Consider the following 17,358-nt stretch of genomic DNA (forward strand, 5'->3'; position numbering starts at 1 on the left):
GGTCCTCAGACCTGCTCGCGCGAGGCGACGGCCTCCCGGACCCGGGCGATCGCCTCCTCGACCGGCACGCCGTTGTCCTGGCGCCCGTCGCGGTAGCGGAAGGAGACCGCGCCGGCCGCGAGGTCGTCGTCGCCCGCGATCAGCATGAACGGCACCTTCTGCAGCTGCGCGTTGCGGATCTTCTTCTGCATCCGGTCGGTCGAGTCGTCGACCTCGACCCGGAGGCCCTCGGTGCGCATCCGCTTGGCGAGGTCCCACAGGTACTCCTCGTGCCGCTCGGCGATCGGGATCGCCTGCACCTGCACCGGCGCGAGCCACGGGGGGAACGCGCCGGCGTAGTGCTCGACCAGCACGCCGAGGAAGCGCTCGATCGAGCCGAACTTCGCCGAGTGGATCATCACCGGCTCCTGCCGGCTGCCGTCGGCGGCCTGGTACTCCAGCCCGAACCGGTGCGGCTGGTTGAAGTCGTACTGGATCGTCGACATCTGCCAGGTCCGCCCGATGGCGTCGCGTGCCTGGACCGACACCTTGGGCCCGTAGAACGCAGCGCCGCCCGGGTCGGGCACGAGGTCGAGGCCGGAGTCCTCGCAGACCTGCCGGAGCACGGTGGTGGCGGTCTCCCACTGCTCGTCGGAGCCGATGAACTTCTCCGGCTTGGAGTCGTCGCGCGTGGACATCTCGAGGTAGAAGTCGTCGAGCCCGAAGTCGCGCAGCAGGCCGAGCACGAAGTCGAGCAGGTGCTTGATCTCGCCGGGCGCCTGCTCGGGGGTCACGTAGGAGTGCGAGTCGTCCTGCGCGAAGCCGCGGACGCGGGTGAGGCCGTGCACGACGCCGGACTTCTCGTAGCGGTAGACGTGGCCGAACTCGAAGAGCCGCAGCGGCAGCTCGCGGTAGGAGCGCCCGCGCGAGGCGTAGATGAGGTTGTGCATCGGGCAGTTCATCGCCTTGAGCTGGTACTTCGCGCCCTCGAGCTCCATCGGCGGGAACATCGTGTCGGCGTAGTACGGCAGGTGGCCCGAGGTGTGGAACAGGCCGTCCTTGCTGATGTGCGGCGTGCCGACGTAGTCGAACCCCTCCTCGATGTGCCGGCGGCGGACGTAGTCCTCCATCTCCCGCTTGATGACGCCACCCTTGGGGTGGAAGACCGGCAGGCCGGAGCCGAGCTCGTCGGGGAAGGAGAAGAGGTCGAGGTCGCGGCCGAGCTTGCGGTGGTCGCGCCGCTCGGCCTCCTCCAGGCGGTGCAGGTAGGCCTCGAGGTCCTCCTTGGAGGGCCAGGCGGTGCCGTAGACACGCTGGAGCTGCTTGTTCTTCTCGTCCCCGCGCCAGTACGCCGCGGCGGTGCGCATCAGCTTGAAGGCCGGGATCCGCTTGGTGGTCGGCAGGTGGGGGCCGCGGCAGAGGTCGCTCCACGCCACGTCGCCGTTGCGGCGGACGTTGTCGTAGATCGTCAGCTCGCCGGCGCCGACCTCGACGGAGGCACCCTCGGCGGCGTCGTCGGACTTCCCGGACCCCTTGAGCCCGATCAGCTCGATCTTGTAGGGCTCCTCGGCCAGCTCGTTGATCGCGTCGGCGTCGCTGGTGACCCGGCGCGAGAACTTCTGGCCCTCCTTGATGATCTTGCGCATCCGGGACTCGATCTTCTCGAGGTCGTCCGGCACGAACGGCGTCTCGACGTCGAAGTCGTAGTAGAAGCCGTCGGTCACCGGCGGCCCGATGCCGAGCCTGGCCTGCGGGAAGAGCTCCTGGACGGCCTGGGCCAGCACGTGGGCGGTGGAGTGGCGCAGCACGTCGAGGCCGTCGGGGCTGTCGATGGCCACGCCCTCGACCTCGTCGCCGTCGGCGAGCTCGTGGGAGAGGTCGCGGAGCTCGCCGTTGACGCGCGCGACGATGACCGCCGGGTCCTCGGCGAAGAGCTCCCAGGCCTTGGTGCCCGTCGTGGTCGTCCGCTCCTCACGCGCGTCGGCGTGGACGAGGACGACCTGGATGTCGGGCACGGCTGCTCCTTGGGCGTCGGGGTCCCGGCCGCGGCGGCCGGGCGCTCGATCGTATCGACCGCAACCCCTCGGCCTCTCGCCGATATCGACCCGGCGGCCGCGGACGGTCAGCCGCGCGAGAAGAACGCGAGCTTGCGCTGCGTGACGGCCCCGTCGCGGAAGTGGTCGAAGTTCCCGCCCACGACGAGCCGGCCGGCCGAGGAGCCCAGCGCCCACACGCCCTCCACCGAGTCCGGGTGCGGCGCCCACTGGGTCCGCTCCCCGTTCATCCGGAACGCGGCCAGCCGCGGCCGGTGCACCTTGCCGTCGAGGCAGTCGCCGTTCGACTCGGCCACGCGGTTGGAGGAGCACAGGTACTCCCAGTGGCCGCCGACGTAGATCCTCCGGTCGAAGACCTGCACCGCAGCGGCGTCGCCGTCGAAGGTGGTGGTCCACCGGTGCGCACCGTTGCCGCCGAGGACGGTGAGGCGACCGCCCCGCCCCCCGCCCGCGACGACGAGCCGTCGCCCGGCGAAGCGGAAGTCGAGGGCCGGCACGGGCAGCTCGGCGTCGAAGGCCCGCACCACGCCGCCGGTGCGCTTGCTCAGCGCCACCAGGTAGCCGTGCGCGTCGTTCCCGTTGATCGCGCCGAACAGGCCACCGGCGTAGACCCGCCCGTCGCGCGCACGGAGGACCTGGACCGTGTTGTCGGCACGCGGGGACCAGGCCTTCAAGGCCCCCTTGCGGGTGACGGCCGCCAGCCGGGTGCGGTGCTGCCCGTTGACGGCGTTGAACTCGCCGCCGAGGAAGACACGGTGCTTGACGAAGGCGAAGGCGTGGACCGCGCCGCTCACCCGCGGGCGGAACCGGCGGTCGACCTTCCCGGTCTCCGCGGAGACGCGGGCCACGCCGGCCACGGCCCGACGCCCGACCCTGGTGAACTCGCCGCCGAGGTAGACGTGGCCGCGGGAGACGGCGACGGTGTGCACAGGGCCGTTGACCCGCACCCGCCACGGCAACAGCCGGCCGGTCCGGGCGTCGACCGCCGCGACGTGCCTGCGGGCGACCTTCTCGGAACCGCGGAGGGCGTGCCGGAAGATGCCGGCGACGTAGACGGTCGACCCGCGGACCGCCATCGCCTCCACCGCGCCGTCGAACGAGACCGAGCGGTCCGGCGTCGGACGGAGGGCCCGAGCATGGGCCGGTGGCGCCAGGACGGCGAGGACCAGGGCGGTCACCAACGGGAGCAGGAGGGCCGTGCGGAAGAGCTTCAAGGGTCGACTCCAGTGATTCCGTGCGCGCATCGTGCCGCGGGGGGGGTGGTTCCCACCCCTGCCCGGCGCGCACGACCCACAAACGGGGCCGAAGGACAAGAAACCGAGCCGACGGACAAGGAATGGCAGGCGGCGCCCCGAGACCGCCCGCCCCGAGACAGCGCGAGCGGCGCCCGGACCGGGCGCCGCTCGTCGACGGTGGGCGATACTGGGTTCGAACCAGTGACCTCTTCGGTGTGAACGAAGCGCGCTACCACTGCGCCAATCGCCCGTGCCTGCACCCATCAGGTGCGGCGGAAACTGTAGCCCATGCCCGCCCGCGGGTCCCAACCGGCCGATCCGGGCCGATCCGCGCCGACCCGTTCAGCGGCCGAGCAGCTCCGGCTCCCGCTCGCGCCACACCCGGGCCGCCTCCCTCGTCACGGGTCCCGGGGCCGGGAGCTCGCGGTCGTCCCAGTGCGACACGGCCTGGACGTCGCGGGTCGTGGAGACGAGGAAGACCTCGCTGGCCCGCTGCACGGTCTCCACCGGCTCGTCGACCTCGCGACCGCCGCACCACTCGAGCACGAGGCCCCGGGTCACCCCTGCGAGGCACCCGCTGGCCAGCGTGGGGGTCCGGAGCTCGCCGTCGACCACGTAGAACACGTTGGAGCCGGTGCCCTCGCAGAGGTTCCCCGCGACGTTGGCGAAGACCGCCTCGGTGGCGCCGCGACGGCGGGCCTCGGCCAGGGCGACGACGTTCTCCGCGTACGACGTGGTCTTGAGGCCGGCCAGCGCCCCGCGCTCGTTGCGCGGCCACGGCACCGTCGCCACCCGGGTGGTCGCCGGGCTCGGCGCCAGCTCGTCGGCCACCACGACCAGCGTCGGCCGCCCGTCGACCCGACCGGAACCCAGCGGCGCCGGGCCACCCGTGTAGGTGATCCGCAGGCGGCCGAGCGGCAGCCGCTCGGGCGACAGCACCGCCGCGACCCCCCGGCGTACGGCCTCGAGGTCGACGTCGGGCAGGCCGAGCCCCTCGGCGCTGCGCACCAGGCGCTGGAGGTGCCGCTCGAGTGCGAACGGCTGCCCGTCGACGACCTTGACCGCCTCGAAGACACCGTCGCCGACGGTGAAGCCGTGGTCGCTCACCGCCACCGCGGGAGCGGTCGGGTCGGGCAGCAGGTGACCGTCGATCCAGGCGTGCATGGGCGTCACTCTAGGGAGGCGAGCGGGGCGGACGGCCGCCGTGGTGGCGGCCCCGACGCCCCCGCGCCACGCCCCGGACACCCGGATTTTGCGGCCCCGTGGGCATCGGCTACTGTTCCTGTCGCACGCCGGCCCCGGCCGGAAGCAAGCGGACGTAGCTCAGTTGGTAGAGCGCAACCTTGCCAAGGTTGAGGTCGCGAGTTCGAGCCTCGTCGTCCGCTCGGAGAGGTCTTTCCACCGGGTCCTTCCATGGAGGACCTCCACGGTGGGTTGGCCGAGAGGCGAGGCAACGGACTGCAAATCCGTCTACACGGGTTCAAATCCCGTACCCACCTCCATCACAACTCCAGACCCGGGCGATTGGCGCAGTGGTAGCGCGCTTCCTTGACACGGAAGAGGTCACTGGTTCAAACCCAGTATCGCCCACCATGGAGACGGTCCCTCACCTGCGATGCAGGCGAGGGACCGTTTTGTCGTTGCCCGCCTGATGGGTGCTTGGCGGGACTGGACGCCCCCGGGCCCACTGGCCACCAGTCCGATGGACGTGGCCACCAGTCCGATGGACCAGCCGGTCGACGCGGTGCGCCGCCGACCCCGCCGCATGGAGGGCGCACAGCCGGGTACCCGCGCTGTGTCGTGGTCCCGCCCTCCGTCGTCGTGATCGGCCGCGACCGTCGACCCGACGTCGTGGCCACCCTGCCGCGGCTCCCGGCGCCGTACGCCGTAGGCGGGACCGCCCGCCCGGTCCGCGAGGCCGCCTGACGACCACCACCCACCACGCAACACCGACCGAGAGGAGCACCCATGGCTTCCGAGAGCCACACCACCACCGACCACGACGAGATCCGCAGCTGGGTCGAGGAGCACGACGGCAAGCCCGCCCGGGTCCGCGGCACCGAGGGCGGCGAGGGCACCGGCGTGCTGCGCATCGACTTCCCCGGCGGCGCCGGTGAGGACCAGCTCGAGCACATCGGCTGGGAGGAGTGGTTCGAGACCTTCGACGACAACGACCTGGCCTTCCTCTACCAGGCGCAGAAGGCCAGCGGCGAGGACTCCACCTTCTTCAAGCTGGTCAACCGCTGACCGCGGCGGGCGACCGCGGCTGAGGTCGTCCTCAGCCCCGCTGTCTCCCCTCCTCACGGCCGATGCCGTCCAGGAACGAGCTGTAGGCGTCGTGGACGGCACGGCCGTCGAGCCGCAGGACGACCTCGTCGTGGCCCCGCGAGGGCGACCACCAGTTCTCCGAGCCGGTCCACACCCGGTGGTGCCGCCTGCCGTCGACGTCGTACGCGGCGGTCATCACCTTGAGGTGGTGGTAGCGGTCCGGGCCGAAGTGGCCGCGGCGCACGGTGATGCCCGCCTCCCTCAGCGTCACCCGGACGCGGTGGTCGAATGGGCGGCTCGCCAGCACCCGGACCTCGGCGCCCCGCTCCTCCTTGCGGGCCAGGACCCGGGCGATCCGCACGCCCCGTGGGTCCTGCCAGTTCGACATCGCCACCCGGATGGTGGTCCCCCGCGCCGGGAGCGCCGCGATCCGCCGGAGCACGGGATCGGTCTGCCGGGGCGAGTTCCAGGGCCCGAAGATCAGCGCCGCGTCGGCGAGCCGGTAGTGGCGGAAGGGCCGCCCCACCGCACGGTCGCGCGCCTGGCGCTCGAAGATCCGAGCGAGCCGGTCGTGCAGGTCGCGCCGCCCGCGGAGGACGACCGCGTCGTTGAACTGGGCCCGCTGGGCGCCGCGGGCCAGGTTCGCGGAGGTCACCACGCTCACCCAGCGGTCATCCCCGGAGCGGGTGAACGTCCAGGACTTCTGGTGCAGGTTGGTCGGGGCACCGCCGAACCTCGACGCCCCCCGCGCGGCGGCCCGCACGCATCGGGCGTAGGACGGCCGGTCGAGCCGGGCCCGCAGGCGACGCAGCTCCGGCTCGCCGCAGGCGATCCCACCGACCAGCAGCCGGACCGTCACCCCGCGGCGGTGGGCCCGGAGCAGCTCACGGGTCCAGTGCGGGTCGTCGTAGGTCCAGGTCACGGCCCGCACGGTGCCGCCCGGCGGCGTACGCCTCAGCAGGCGGGTGATCCTCGCGCGCACCGCCCCGTCACCGGGGGTCGAGAAGACCGGTTCTGCCGTCGGCGCGGGCTCCGCCGTACGGCGCTCGACGGCCGCCTGCACCGGAGCCTCGGACGGCGGAGCGTCGGCGGTCGGCCCCGCGGGCGCCGGCGCGACGACCGAGCCGGCGAGCACCGCGGCGGCTGCGAGGACGACTCCCACGACGGCGGGCAGGACGGCACGGGCGACTCGACTCACGGGTCTCCTTCACGGGGCCGCGACCTGCGACCCTCGGGCCGAACCTAGGGAGCCCGGATGGGAGCCGGATGACACGCGGGTGAAGGGCTCCTCACGTTCCGTGGACGGGTTCGGTGACCCACCGCCGCCCTTCAGCCCTTCAGCCGCTCGTGCCGTGCCCGGCGCCGACGGCCGGAGGGAGCGAGGACCCTGCGGGCTCGCGCCGGGTGGGGCGTCCGGCTCAGCGCCGCCGCAGCACGGAGACCCCCGCCCACACGACGAGCGGGAGGCCGATCAGGAGCAGGAGGATCGCGGGGAGGCCGATGTCGGGCATGGGGGTCCGGTTCCCCGGCCGGCTCACGGGAAAACGGAACCGGCCCGGGGGCAGCGGCGTCCCCGGGCCGGTCCACCTTCAACGATGACGCGGTGCTGGTCGTCCGGCCACCCCGACCGGTCGCCCGGCACCATCCATCGCGCGGCACCACGACGCAGCGGTCCCGGAGGCGGCCGTTCCGTGTTCGGCCGGTCCCCGGGGTTGGTGCTGCAGCGATGCTGCTCGGAAGGTCCCACGTACCGTGCGACCCCCATAGACGCACGGTGCGTTGTCGTGTCCAACGAGCCCGACGCGCCGGGGGTACGGCGGCTCCGTGCGGTCCTGCTCACAGCGGCGCCGGTCTGGACCGGCCTGGCCGCAGCCACCGCCCCGGCCGCCGACGCGGGTCTCCCGGGACGCCATTCACGTGATGATGGCGTCCCGGGACCCACAGCCCCGCCCTCCCCCAACGAACCGAGGCAGTCCGTCCATGGTGACGAGCGCCTGTGACCTGCGACACCACCGACGAGGTCGACCTCCATGGCCCGAACGGGCCATGCGCATGGTCGATCGGGCCGTCGCCGCGGACGTCCCCCGCGCCGGCGTGCCGCACCGGTCCAGTCCACCTCCGGCGGAAGCCGGCCGTCTCCGCCGTTCCGCGCCCGCCGCCTGGGCGGCGGCGGTACTGTCGAGCTCGTCGAGCCGCTGGCGACCCGAGACGCCGGCGGCTCGACCCATGTCCACGTCCGCTCGCGCGGCCACCCGTGACGGGTCGCCGTTCACAGCGGCGTGAGCCGGGCCGCGGGGAGCCACTCCTCGACCAGGCCCCAGACGCCGGGCCGCAGCAGCGCGCCGTACACCACCCGGCCCTCCCAGCCCGAGGGCGTCTGCCGCCACTCGACGAGCAGGCCCGGCCGCCGGGCGCCACCGCCGGAGCCGTCCGCCACCCAGCAGTGGCGCGACGGAGTGGACATGCCCCGATGATAGGCGAGGATCGAACAGGTGTTCGACCCGCAGGGGCCTACTCGGCGACGTCCTCGTTGTGCGTGCCCGGCCGCGGCGCCCACGGCAGCTCCCTCGCGGGCCGGACGACGATGAGCCGGTCCCCGCGGGCGAGGAGCGTGACCACCGGGTCGAAGTACCGGTAGACCTTCTCGTCGCGGACCACTGCGATCACCTGGTCCGGGAGCGACTGCGGCTGCCGGCCCACCTCGGAGACGAGGAGGTCGCGCTCGGCCACCTCCAGCCCGTCACCGTAGGACAGCAGGTCCTCGAGGACCGAGCCCAGCGCCGGCGACACGGTCGAGAGCCCGAGCAGCCGCCCGACGGCGTCGGAGGAGGTGATCACCGAGTTCGCCCCGGACTGCTTCATCAGCGGGGCGTTCTCCTGCTCCCGCACCGCCGTGACGATCCAGGCGTCGGGGTTGAGCTGCCGGACCGTGAGCGTGGCGAGGACGTTGGAGTCGTCGCGGTCGGTGGTGATGATGACCTGCTCCGCCTCCGCGACCCCGGCGCGACGGAGCACCTCGCGGCGGGTGGCGTCGCCGGTGACCACCGCGAGACCGTCGGCGTGGGCGTCCTGCAACGCCAGCGGGCTGGGGTCGACGACCACCACGCTGTCCCGCGACAGGCCGTTGTTGACGAGCGTGTCGACCGCGCTGCGGCCCTTCGTGCCGTAGCCGACGACGACGACGTGGTGTCCCATCTTCCTCCTCCAGCGGGCGACCCGGAACTGCTCGCGCCCCTGCGAGGCCAGGACCTCGAGGGTGGTGCCGATGAGCAGCACCAGGAACGCGATCCGGGCCGGGGTGATGACGAACGCGTTGATCATCCGGGCCGTGTCGGTGACCGGCGCGATGTCGCCGTACCCGGTCGTCGAGAGCGTGACGGTGGTGTAGTAGATCGCGTCGATGACGCTGATGACGTTGTCCGGGTCGTTGCCGTCCTGGTAGCCGTCGCGGTCCAGGTAGACGATCAGCACCGTGCCGACCAGGATCCCGAGGGCAGCCAGCAGGCGCCGCCCGAGCTCCCACCACGGCGACCGGTTCCGCTCCGGCAGCGACACGTGGCTGCTGCGACCGCGGTGCTGCGCCGAGGGGTCCGGCGACCGGGGAACGCCCGGTGCGGGCTCGGGGTCCATCGGCACGCGGGGCAACCTACCTCTCCTTGGCCGCGAGGTGGCGCAGGCGGGTCACCAGCTCGAGCCGGGCGCGGGCGGTCGCCTTCTGGGGGAAGACGGCGTCGAAGGCGGCGTTCACGGCCGCGCCGATCAGCACGGCGATCGCGACGATGTAGAGCCACAGCAGCACCGCGATGGGCGCGGCGAGGGGGCCGTAGATCGACTTGGAGTCCGCGGCCGTGACGGTCAGCACCCAGCGCAGGGCGTAGGAGCCGAGGATCCACGCGACGAGCGAGAAGGTCGCACCCGGCAGGTTGAAGCTCCAGCTGGTCCGGACCGGCACGGAGACGTGGTAGAGCGTCGCGAGGAAGCAGATGCAGACGATGCACACGGCCGGCCAGTAGAAGCGCAGGAGGAAGTCCAGCGCAGGGGGCAGCGCGTCGGCGACGAGGGACGGTCCGGCCACCATCAGCGGGATGGAGAACATCCCGGTCAGCAACGCCAGGACGTAGAGCACGAACGACAGCGCCCGGGTCTTGATGATCCCGCGGTGCCCCCCGAGCCCGTGCATGATCGTGATGGTGTCGACGAAGACGTTGAGCGCCCGCGACCCGGACCACAGCGCCAGGACGAAGCCGAGCGAGATGACGTCGAAGCGACCGCCCTCGAGCACGTCCTCCATGGTCGGCTCGATGATGCTCGTGACCGCCTGCTCGGTCAGCAGCTCGCGGGAGAGGTCGAGCACCGCCTGTCGCACGTCCTCGATCTGCGCGGCGGTGAAGCGGTCGGTGACGTAGCCGATGGCGCCGGCCATCGCGAAGATCAGCGGCGGGACCGACAGCACGGCGAAGAACGCGCCCTCGGCGGCCAGCCCGGTGACCCGGTAGCGCAGGCACGACCCGACCGTCGTCACGAGCAGGCGCCACACGGTGTCCCGGGCGCGGCCGAGCCAGCCCGCGCCCGTACCGGCGCCACCCCTGCCCCCGGGGTGGTGGCCCGCCGCGGGGCGTGCCCGCCGCCCCGACGTCCGAGGCCCGGTCGACGGGTCCATGGGCCTACGGTAACCACATGCGTACCGAGATCCGGGTCACCACGAACCAGGCGCCGCCGCTGGTGGGTCACAACGTCGTCGCGGCCGACCGCGCCCTGACCGAGGCCGTCGTCCGGCACGGCTCGCAGGAGGTCCTCGACGACCTCCTCCCCCTGGGCGCCGAGGCGGGCTCCGCCGAGGCGCGCGAGCACGGGCAGCTCGCGAACGAGTTCCACCCGCGGCTGACCCCCTATGACCGGTACGGCAACCGGATCGACGAGGTCGCCTTCCACCCGTCGTGGCACTGGCTGATGGAGCGCGCCGTGGGCCACGGCCTCGGCGCCGCCCCCTGGGAGCAGCAGGAGGCCGGGGCCGCGCACGCGCACCTGCGCCGCGCGGCCGGCTTCCTCGCGTGGTCGCACACCGAGCCCGGTCACGGCTGCCCGATCTCGATGACGTACGCCGCGGTGCCGGCGCTCCGGGCCGACGACGCGCTCGCCAAGGAGTGGACGCCGCTGCTGGCCTCCACGACGTACGACCCCCGCCTCCGCGCACCGTCGGAGAAGCTCGGCGCGCTCGCCGGCATGGGGATGACCGAGAAGCAGGGCGGGTCCGACGTCCGGGCCAACATCACCCAGGCGCGGCCCACGTCGGACGGCAGCTACACGCTGCACGGCCACAAGTGGTTCACCTCTGCCCCCATGAACGACGTCTTCCTCGTGCTCGCCCAGGCCGAGGGCGGCGTGACCTGCTTCGTCGTGCCGCGGGTCCTCCCCGACGGCACCCGCAACCAGCTCGACGTCGTGCGGCTCAAGGACAAGCTGGGCAACCGCTCCAACGCCTCTTCGGAGCTGGAGCTGGACGGGACCGTCGCCATCCGGCTGGGCGACGAGGGGCGAGGCGTCCGCACCATCATCGAGATGGTCGCCGCGACCCGGCTCGACTGCGTGCTCGGCTCGGCAGGGCTGATGCGCCGAGCGGTCTCGGAGGCGTCGTGGCACGCCGCCCACCGCTCCGCCTTCGGCTCCACCCTCGCCGAGAAGCCGCTCATGCAGAACGTCCTGGCCGACCTGGCGGTCGAGTCGGAAGCGGCCACCGCGCTCGCCCTGCGGCTCGCCACCGCCGTCGACGCGCCGCACGACCCCCACGAGGCGGCGCTGCGGCGCATCGCGCTGCCGCTGGCGAAGTTCTGGGTCTGCAAGCGAACCCCGGGCATGGTCGCCGAGGCCCTGGAGTGCCTCGGCGGGAACGGCTACGTCGAGGAGTCGGTCATGCCGCTGCTCTACCGCGAGGCGCCGCTGAACTCGGTGTGGGAGGGCTCGGGCAACGTCAACGCGCTCGACGTGCTCCGCGCGCTCGGCCGTGAGCCCGAGGCCCTCGACGCCTGGATCACCGAGGTGGGGCTCGCCCGCGGCGCCGACAGCCGGCTGGACCGGTCGATCGACCAGGTGCTCGACATGCTGGGCTCGCTGCTCGGGGACCCGGCCCAGCTCGAGGTCGGCGCCCGCCGCCTGGCCGGCCGGATGGCCGCGGTGCTGCAGGGCTCGCTGCTGGTCCGGTTCGCACCGGCCGAGGTGGCCGACGTCTTCTGCGCCTCGCGCCTCGGCGGGTCCTACGACGGCACCTACGGCGCGCTCACCGGCGGTGACCTGCGCGCCCTCGTCGAGCGGACGACGCCGGCCCCCTGAGCGCGGGGCGGGCGACCCCTGTGGATGACCGCCGACGCCGAGTCGGCTCCTGCGTCAGTCTGGCAGGGTGCTCGAGGACGTCCTGACCGCGCTCGGCGGAGTCGCCACCCGGGCGCAGCTCCTCGCCGTCGTCAGCCGGTCGGAGCTGGACCGTGCGCTACGGACCGGCGCCGTCGTCCGGATGGCGCGCGACAGGTACGCCCTCTCCTCGACCGACACCGCGGTCGCCACCGCTCACGCGTTGAGCGGCGTCCTCTGCCTGACAAGCGCCGCCCTCCACCACGGATGGGCGGTCAAGACGGTGCCGCAACGCCCCCACGTCGCCGTCCCGAAGAACCGAAGGCTCTCCGCCGAGCAGCGCGGGTCCGCCGTGATCCACCGGGCCACCCACCCCCCGGACGACGTCGTCGACGGGCTCGCCACGACCAAGGACGTCACCCTCGTCCAGTGCCTTCGCTCGCTGCCGCACGACGAGGCGTTGGCCGTCGCAGACTCCGCCGCTCGCGCCGGCGACCTCGCGGCGCTGCGCCGCGCAGGCCGACTCGCCCGCGGCACCGGGGCAGCGCGGGTCCGCGCCCTCGCGGCGCAGGCACGGGCGGAGGCAGCCAACCCGTTCGAGTCGGTGCTCCGGTCCATCGCCCTCGGCATCGACGGACTGGAGGTCGAACCCCAGCGACTGATCACCTCGGTGACGCCGTGGGCGCGCCCCGACCTCGTCGACCGCCGACTCCGGATCGTGCTCGAGGCGGACTCCTTCGAGTGGCACGGGGACCGCGCGGCGCTGCGTCGCGACGCCCGTCGCTACAACCTTCTCGTCGCTGACGGCTGGGTCGTGCTCCGGTTCGCCTGGGAGGACGTGATGCACGACCCCGACCACGTGCGGGCGGTCCTCCGCGCGGTGACCGCCCGACGTACCGAAGTGGGCTGCTCGCGCTGCCCCGCCGCCTGAGGCACAGGGCGGCTGCGCAGGTCGGTACGCCCGCAGACCGTCAGCTCAGCTCAGCTCGAGGCCCGGGTACAGCGGGTGCTTGTCCAGCATCTCGGCGGAGGCGGCCTTGACCCGGTCCGCCACCCCGTCACCGAGGGCGTACGACGCCTTCGACGGGCCGCCGGCCTTGGTGGTGCCGGCCTCGGTGTTGCGCAGCACGTCGACGATCAGCTCCGCGACCCGGTCGAACTCGTCGTGCCCGAAGCCGCGCGTGGTGAGCGCCGGCGTGCCGAGCCGGATGCCGGAGGTGTACCAGGCGCCGTTCGGGTCGTTCGGGACGGAGTTGCGGTTGGTCACGACCCCTGCGTCGAGGAGGGCCGACTCCGCCTGCCGGCCGGTGAGTCCGAACGAAGAGACGTCGAGCAGGACGAGGTGGTTGTCGGTGCCACCGGTGACCAGGTCCGCCCCGCGGGTGAGGAAGCCCTCGGCCAGCGACTTCGCGTTGTCGGCGACCTGCTGGGCGTAGCCGCGGAAGGAGTCCTGGCGTGCCTCGGCGAGCGCGACGGCCTTGGCGGCCATCACGTGGGAGAGCGGGCCACCGAGGACCATCGGGCAGCCGCGGTCGACGCTCGGGGCGTACTCCGCCGTGGCCAGCACCATGCCGCCGCGCGGGCCGCGCAGCGACTTGTGGGTGGTCGTGGTGACGACGTGCGCGTGCGGCACCGGGTCCTCGTCGCCGGTGAAGACCTTGCCCGCGACCAGGCCCGCGAAGTGGGCCATGTCGACCATGAGGGTCGCGCCCACCTCGTCGGCGATCTCGCGCATCTTCGCGAAGTTCACCCGCCGCGGGTACGCCGAGTAGCCGGCCACCAGCACCAGCGGCTTGAACTCGCGGGCCTTCGCCGCGACCGCGTCGTAGTCGAGGAGACCGGTGGTCGGGTCGGTGCCGTACTGCTGCTGGTGGAACATCTTGCCGCTGATGTTCGGACGGAAGCCGTGCGTCAGGTGGCCCCCGGCGTCGAGGCTCATGCCGAGCAGCCGCTGGTTGCCGAGCTCCTTGCGCAGCGCCTCCCAGTCCTCCTCGGTGAGCTCGCTGACGTTCTTCTTCTCCGCCCGCTCCAGCCAGGGGCCCTCCACCCGGTGGGCCAGGATCGACCAGAAGGCGACGAGGTTCGCGTCGATGCCCGAGTGCGGCTGCACGTAGGCGTGCTCGGCCCCGAACAGCTCGCGAGCGTGCTCGGCGGCCAGCGCCTCGACGGTGTCGACGTTCTGGCAGCCGGCGTAGAACCGGTGGCCGACCGTGCCCTCGGCGTACTTGTCGCTGAACCAGGTGCCCATCGTCATCAGGACGGCCGGCGAGGCGTAGTTCTCGCTCGCGATGAGCTTGAGCGACGCGCGCTGGTCCACCAGCTCCTGACGGGTCGCCTCGGCGATCCGCGGCTCGACCGAGGCGATCAGCTCGAGGGCTTGCGAGTAGGCGCTGCTGGCGAGTCGGGAGGCGTCCGTCATGGGCACCACCCTAGTGACGCCGTGGGCCGCGCCCCACTCGTCGGGCCGCGCTGGACAGGTGTGACGTGCACCCCATCGCACCCCGGCGCAGGCGGGGAACGCGGCGTCGTCGTCCACATGTCGGACAGCGAGTCCACATCATGGGATTTCGTCTTGTGGGACGGCCGTCCGAGGACTGAGACTCCACGTCATGGTCTCCGCTGCAACGCACGCCTACCTCGTGGTCCGCCGCCACGTGGACCTCGGGCGCACCCGCAGCATGATGTGTCGCCAGCGCTGACGACGCCCGACCGATCACCCACCCGCGCCGCCCCGAGGGCCTGCGCGGACCAGCGCGAAGGACACGCCCGTGACCGAGACCACCAGCCGACCGGCACCCCGCCCCCGCCCCAAGCGCGGTGAGGGCCAGTGGGCCCTGGGCTACCGCGAGCCGCTAAACAAGAACGAGCAGTCCAAGAAGGACGACAACCCGCTCAACGTGCGGGCGCGCATCCTCCACATCTACTCCAAGCGCGGCTTCGACTCCATCGACCCCGCCGACCTGCGCGGGCGCTTCCGCTGGATGGGGCTCTACACCCAGCGCGCCCCCGGCTTCGACGGCGGCAAGACCGCCACGGTGCCGGAGGAGGAGCTCGACGACCGCTACTTCATGCTGCGGGTCCGCTCCGACGGCCAGCTCCTCTCCCCCGCCGCCGTCCGCGCGCTGGGCACGATCGGGCAGGACTTCGCCCGCGACACCGCCGACGTCACCGACCGCGCGAACATCCAGTACCACTGGATCCGCGTCGAGGACGTGCCCACCATCTGGGAGCGGCTCGACGAGGCCGGGCTCAGCTCGCTGGAGGCCTGCGGCGACTCCCCCCGCCCGTTCCTGGGCTCGCCGGTGGCCGGGGTCAGCACCGACGAGATCATCGACGGCAGCCCGGCACTGGACGAGATCTTCCGCCGCTACATCGGCAACCCCGACTTCTCCAACCTGCCCCGGAAGTTCAAGACGGCCGTCACCGGCCACCCGGGCCACGACGTCTCCCCCGAGACCAACGACGTCTCCTTCGTCGGCACGGTGCACCCCGAGCACGGCCCCGGGTTCGACCTGTGGGTCGGTGGCGGCCTGTCGACGAACCCGATGTTCGCCCAGAAGCTCGGGGTGTGGATCCCGCTCGACGACGTCCCGGACGTCTGGGAGGGCGTCGCCTCCATCTTCCGCGACTACGGCTACCGCCGCCTGCGCTCGCGGGCCCGGCTGAAGTTCCTGGTCGCCGACTGGGGCGTGGAGAAGTTCCGTGAGGTCCTCGAGACCGAGTACCTCCAGCGGGCCCTCGTCTCCAACCCCTCGCCGGAGTCACCGGTGGGGCACCGCGACCACGTCGGCGTGCACGACCAGAAGGACGGCAAGAAGTACGTCGGCGTCGCGCCGACCGCCGGCCGGGTCTCGGGCACGATGCTCGTCCGCCTCGCCGACCTCATGGCCGAGCACGGCGTCGCCGGCGCCCGCCTCACGCCGTACCAGAAGATCGTCCTGATCGGGGTCGACCCCGAGCGCGTCGAGCAGGTGGTCGCCGAGCTCGACGAGATCGGCCTCTCCGCCCGCCCGTCGAACTGGCGCCGGAACACCATGGCCTGCACCGGCATCGAGTTCTGCAAGCTGGCCATCGTCGACACCAAGGAGCGGGCCCGCCGGCTCGTCGCCGAGCTCGAGCAGCGCTTCCCGGACCTCGACACCCCGATCACCGTGAACGTCAACGGCTGCCCCAACGCGTGCGCCCGCACCCAGGTCGGGGACATCGGCCTCAAGGGCCAGCTGGTCATGCACGAGGGCGAGCAGGTCGAGGGCTTCCAGGTGCACCTCGGCGGCGCGACCGGCCTGGGGGCGAACTTCGGGCGCAAGCTGCGCGCGCACAAGGTCACCAGCGCCGGCCTCGACGACTACGTGGCGAGCGTGGTCACGAACTACCTCGCCGACCGCGCCGAGGGTGAGTCGTTCTCCACCTGGGTGCACCGGGCCGAGGAGGACCTGCTGCGCGGTGACCGCACCCTGGCGGCGAGCCCGTCATGACCGAGCGGGCCGGCACGCCGTACCACTGCCCGTTCTGCGGTGACGAGGACCTGCGCCCGCACGAGGTCCTCGGCGAGGACGGCGAGGTCACCTCCCCGCACGGCTCCTGGGAATGCCGCTCGTGCCTGCGGGCCTTCTCCCTGCGGATGCTCGGCCTCGTCCGGCCGGGCACGTCGAGCACGGGAGTGACCGAATGAGCGCCGCAGCGACCACGACCGCACGCAACTCCCGCGGCATCCAGACCGAGGGCCGCACCCCGGAGGAGCTGCGCGAGCTGGTCTCGCACTGGGGCGCCGAGCTCGAGCTCGCCCCGGCCGAGGTGATCATCGAGTGGGCCGCCGCCACCTTCGGCGAACGGTTCTGCGTCACCTCCTCGATGGGCGACGCGGCGCTGGCGCACCTCGCCTCCACGGTCGTGCCGGGCATCGACGTCGTCTTCCTCGACACCGGCTACCACTTCGTCGAGACCATCGGCACCCGCGACGCCGTCTCGGCGACGATGGACGTCAACCTGCTCACGATCACGCCCGTGCAGAGCGTCGCGGAGCAGGACGCCGCGCACGGCAAGGACCTCTACAAGACCGACCCCGACCTGTGCTGCAAGCTGCGGAAGGTCCAACCGCTCGCCGAGGGGCTGAGCGGCTACGACGCCTGGGCCACCGGCCTGCGCCGCGCGGAGACCCACAACCGCGTGATCGCGCCGGTCATCGGCTGGGACGCCAAGAAGGGCAAGGTCAAGGTCTCGCCGCTCGCGCGGTGGAGCGACGAGCAGATGGAGCGCTACATCGCCGAGAACGGCGTGCTCGTCAACCCGCTCGTCTACGACGGCTACCCCTCCATCGGGTGCGCGCCGTGCACCCGGCGCGTCGCGCCCGGCGAGGACCCGCGCAGCGGCCGCTGGGCCGGGACCAACAAGACCGAGTGCGGGATCCACTCGTGAGCCCGCTCCCCCCTCGCACCCTCCCCGACAGCGTGGTCGGGCACCACCTCGTCACCGCACCG

Annotated in this window: 15 protein-coding genes and 4 tRNA genes; 10 read left to right on the plus strand and 9 right to left on the minus strand. The window is 72.6% G+C overall.

From position 1 onward, the window contains the following. Window positions 1-5: 5 nt before the first annotated feature. The 4 genes from thrS to ACSMHG_RS01505 form a co-directional block, all read right to left on the minus strand. A complete protein-coding gene (thrS, locus tag ACSMHG_RS01490) occupies window positions 6-1,994 on the minus strand; it encodes a threonine--tRNA ligase (RefSeq protein WP_435741574.1) in 1,989 nt (662 codons plus the stop codon). Between the two features lie 107 nt (window positions 1,995-2,101). Beyond that, the gene (locus ACSMHG_RS01495; protein WP_435741575.1) at window positions 2,102-3,247 is read right to left on the minus strand and encodes an outer membrane protein assembly factor BamB family protein; all 1,146 of its coding nucleotides are present in this window, start codon (window positions 3,245-3,247) and stop codon (window positions 2,102-2,104) included. A gap of 199 nt (window positions 3,248-3,446) precedes the next feature. Then, window positions 3,447-3,518: transfer RNA gene (locus tag ACSMHG_RS01500), tRNA-Val, on the minus strand. 92 nt (window positions 3,519-3,610) lie between these two features. Next, window positions 3,611-4,432, minus strand: coding sequence for an aminotransferase class IV (locus ACSMHG_RS01505; RefSeq protein WP_435741576.1), 822 nt, complete (start codon window positions 4,430-4,432; stop codon window positions 3,611-3,613). A 148-nt stretch (window positions 4,433-4,580) separates the two neighbouring features. Between ACSMHG_RS01505 and ACSMHG_RS01510 the strand changes: the two genes are divergently transcribed. The 5 genes from ACSMHG_RS01510 to ACSMHG_RS01530 all read left to right on the plus strand — a co-directional run bounded on the left by ACSMHG_RS01510 (window position 4,581) and on the right by ACSMHG_RS01530 (window position 5,515). Further along, window positions 4,581-4,653: transfer RNA gene (locus ACSMHG_RS01510), tRNA-Gly, on the plus strand. A gap of 43 nt (window positions 4,654-4,696) precedes the next feature. After that, window positions 4,697-4,770: transfer RNA gene (locus ACSMHG_RS01515), tRNA-Cys, on the plus strand. A 16-nt stretch (window positions 4,771-4,786) separates the two neighbouring features. Then, window positions 4,787-4,861: transfer RNA gene (locus ACSMHG_RS01520), tRNA-Val, on the plus strand. 207 nt (window positions 4,862-5,068) lie between these two features. Continuing rightward, window positions 5,069-5,194, plus strand: a complete 126-nt coding sequence (locus ACSMHG_RS01525; RefSeq protein ID WP_435741578.1) for a hypothetical protein — start codon at window positions 5,069-5,071, stop codon at window positions 5,192-5,194. A gap of 42 nt (window positions 5,195-5,236) precedes the next feature. Beyond that, a complete protein-coding gene (locus ACSMHG_RS01530) occupies window positions 5,237-5,515 on the plus strand; it encodes a hypothetical protein (RefSeq protein ID WP_435741579.1) in 279 nt (92 codons plus the stop codon). Window positions 5,516-5,546: 31 nt separating this feature from the next. On the opposite strand, the gene ACSMHG_RS01535 is transcribed toward ACSMHG_RS01530, so the two are convergent. The 4 genes from ACSMHG_RS01535 to ACSMHG_RS01550 form a co-directional block, all read right to left on the minus strand. After that, window positions 5,547-6,734, minus strand: a complete 1,188-nt coding sequence (locus tag ACSMHG_RS01535) for a phospholipase D-like domain-containing protein (protein WP_435741580.1) — start codon at window positions 6,732-6,734, stop codon at window positions 5,547-5,549. A 1,071-nt stretch (window positions 6,735-7,805) separates the two neighbouring features. Continuing rightward, window positions 7,806-8,000 carry a hypothetical protein gene (locus ACSMHG_RS01540; RefSeq protein WP_435741581.1) on the minus strand — a complete coding sequence of 65 codons (195 nt, stop codon included), beginning with the start codon at window positions 7,998-8,000 and terminating at the stop codon, window positions 7,806-7,808. A gap of 47 nt (window positions 8,001-8,047) precedes the next feature. Beyond that, on the minus strand, window positions 8,048-9,166 hold the full coding sequence (locus ACSMHG_RS01545; protein ID WP_435741744.1) for a potassium channel family protein: 1,119 nt from the start codon (window positions 9,164-9,166) through the stop codon (window positions 8,048-8,050). A 16-nt stretch (window positions 9,167-9,182) separates the two neighbouring features. Then, window positions 9,183-10,196, minus strand: a complete 1,014-nt coding sequence (locus ACSMHG_RS01550; RefSeq protein ID WP_435741582.1) for a YihY/virulence factor BrkB family protein — start codon at window positions 10,194-10,196, stop codon at window positions 9,183-9,185. A gap of 17 nt (window positions 10,197-10,213) precedes the next feature. On the opposite strand from ACSMHG_RS01550, the gene ACSMHG_RS01555 reads away from it, so the two are divergent. Together ACSMHG_RS01555 and ACSMHG_RS01560 are read left to right on the plus strand one after the other, a co-directional pair. Next, window positions 10,214-11,863 (plus strand): acyl-CoA dehydrogenase family protein, encoded by a 1,650-nt coding sequence (locus ACSMHG_RS01555; protein ID WP_435741583.1) that lies wholly within the window; start codon window positions 10,214-10,216, stop codon window positions 11,861-11,863. A gap of 67 nt (window positions 11,864-11,930) precedes the next feature. After that, window positions 11,931-12,812: a DUF559 domain-containing protein gene (locus tag ACSMHG_RS01560; protein WP_435741584.1), complete on the plus strand. Its 882-nt coding sequence runs from the start codon at window positions 11,931-11,933 to the stop codon at window positions 12,810-12,812. Window positions 12,813-12,857: 45 nt separating this feature from the next. Here ACSMHG_RS01560 and ACSMHG_RS01565 read toward each other — a convergent pair whose 3' ends face one another. Then, window positions 12,858-14,300: a glycine hydroxymethyltransferase gene (locus ACSMHG_RS01565; protein WP_435741585.1), complete on the minus strand. Its 1,443-nt coding sequence runs from the start codon at window positions 14,298-14,300 to the stop codon at window positions 12,858-12,860. 349 nt (window positions 14,301-14,649) lie between these two features. On the opposite strand from ACSMHG_RS01565, the gene ACSMHG_RS01570 reads away from it, so the two are divergent. Genes ACSMHG_RS01570 through ACSMHG_RS01580 form a run of 3 tightly spaced genes read left to right on the plus strand, consistent with a single transcriptional unit; the run spans window position 14,650 to window position 17,296 of the window. After that, window positions 14,650-16,356 (plus strand): nitrite/sulfite reductase, encoded by a 1,707-nt coding sequence (locus ACSMHG_RS01570; RefSeq protein ID WP_435741586.1) that lies wholly within the window; start codon window positions 14,650-14,652, stop codon window positions 16,354-16,356. Next, window positions 16,353-16,553: a hypothetical protein gene (locus ACSMHG_RS01575; protein WP_435741588.1), complete on the plus strand. Its 201-nt coding sequence runs from the start codon at window positions 16,353-16,355 to the stop codon at window positions 16,551-16,553. The genes ACSMHG_RS01570 and ACSMHG_RS01575 overlap by 4 nt, the downstream gene beginning before the upstream one ends. Beyond that, a complete protein-coding gene (locus tag ACSMHG_RS01580; protein WP_435741589.1) occupies window positions 16,550-17,296 on the plus strand; it encodes a phosphoadenylyl-sulfate reductase in 747 nt (248 codons plus the stop codon). Before ACSMHG_RS01575 ends, ACSMHG_RS01580 begins: the two co-directional genes overlap by 4 nt. Window positions 17,297-17,358 lie beyond the last annotated feature (62 nt).

Origin of the sequence: Nocardioides ureilyticus, from assembly GCF_051280745.1 — a bacterium.
GTDB lineage: Bacteria > Actinomycetota > Actinomycetes > Propionibacteriales > Nocardioidaceae > Nocardioides.

Bases quoted from the DNA above. Each gene is read 5' to 3' on its own strand.
- ACSMHG_RS01505 (WP_435741576.1), bottom strand. From the start codon at position 4,432: ATGCACGCCTGGATCGACGGTCACCTGCTGCCCGACCCGACCGCTCCC.
- ACSMHG_RS01530 (WP_435741579.1), top strand. From the start codon at position 5,237: ATGGCTTCCGAGAGCCACACCACCACCGACCACGACGAGATCCGCAGC.
- ACSMHG_RS01540 (WP_435741581.1), bottom strand. From the start codon at position 8,000: ATGTCCACTCCGTCGCGCCACTGCTGGGTGGCGGACGGCTCCGGCGGT.
- ACSMHG_RS01545 (WP_435741744.1), bottom strand. From the start codon at position 9,166: ATGGACCCCGAGCCCGCACCGGGCGTTCCCCGGTCGCCGGACCCCTCG.
- ACSMHG_RS01550 (WP_435741582.1), bottom strand. From the start codon at position 10,196: ATGGACCCGTCGACCGGGCCTCGGACGTCGGGGCGGCGGGCACGCCCC.
- ACSMHG_RS01555 (WP_435741583.1), top strand. From the start codon at position 10,214: ATGCGTACCGAGATCCGGGTCACCACGAACCAGGCGCCGCCGCTGGTG.
- ACSMHG_RS01565 (WP_435741585.1), bottom strand. From the start codon at position 14,300: ATGACGGACGCCTCCCGACTCGCCAGCAGCGCCTACTCGCAAGCCCTC.
- ACSMHG_RS01575 (WP_435741588.1), top strand. From the start codon at position 16,353: ATGACCGAGCGGGCCGGCACGCCGTACCACTGCCCGTTCTGCGGTGAC.
- ACSMHG_RS01580 (WP_435741589.1), top strand. From the start codon at position 16,550: ATGAGCGCCGCAGCGACCACGACCGCACGCAACTCCCGCGGCATCCAG.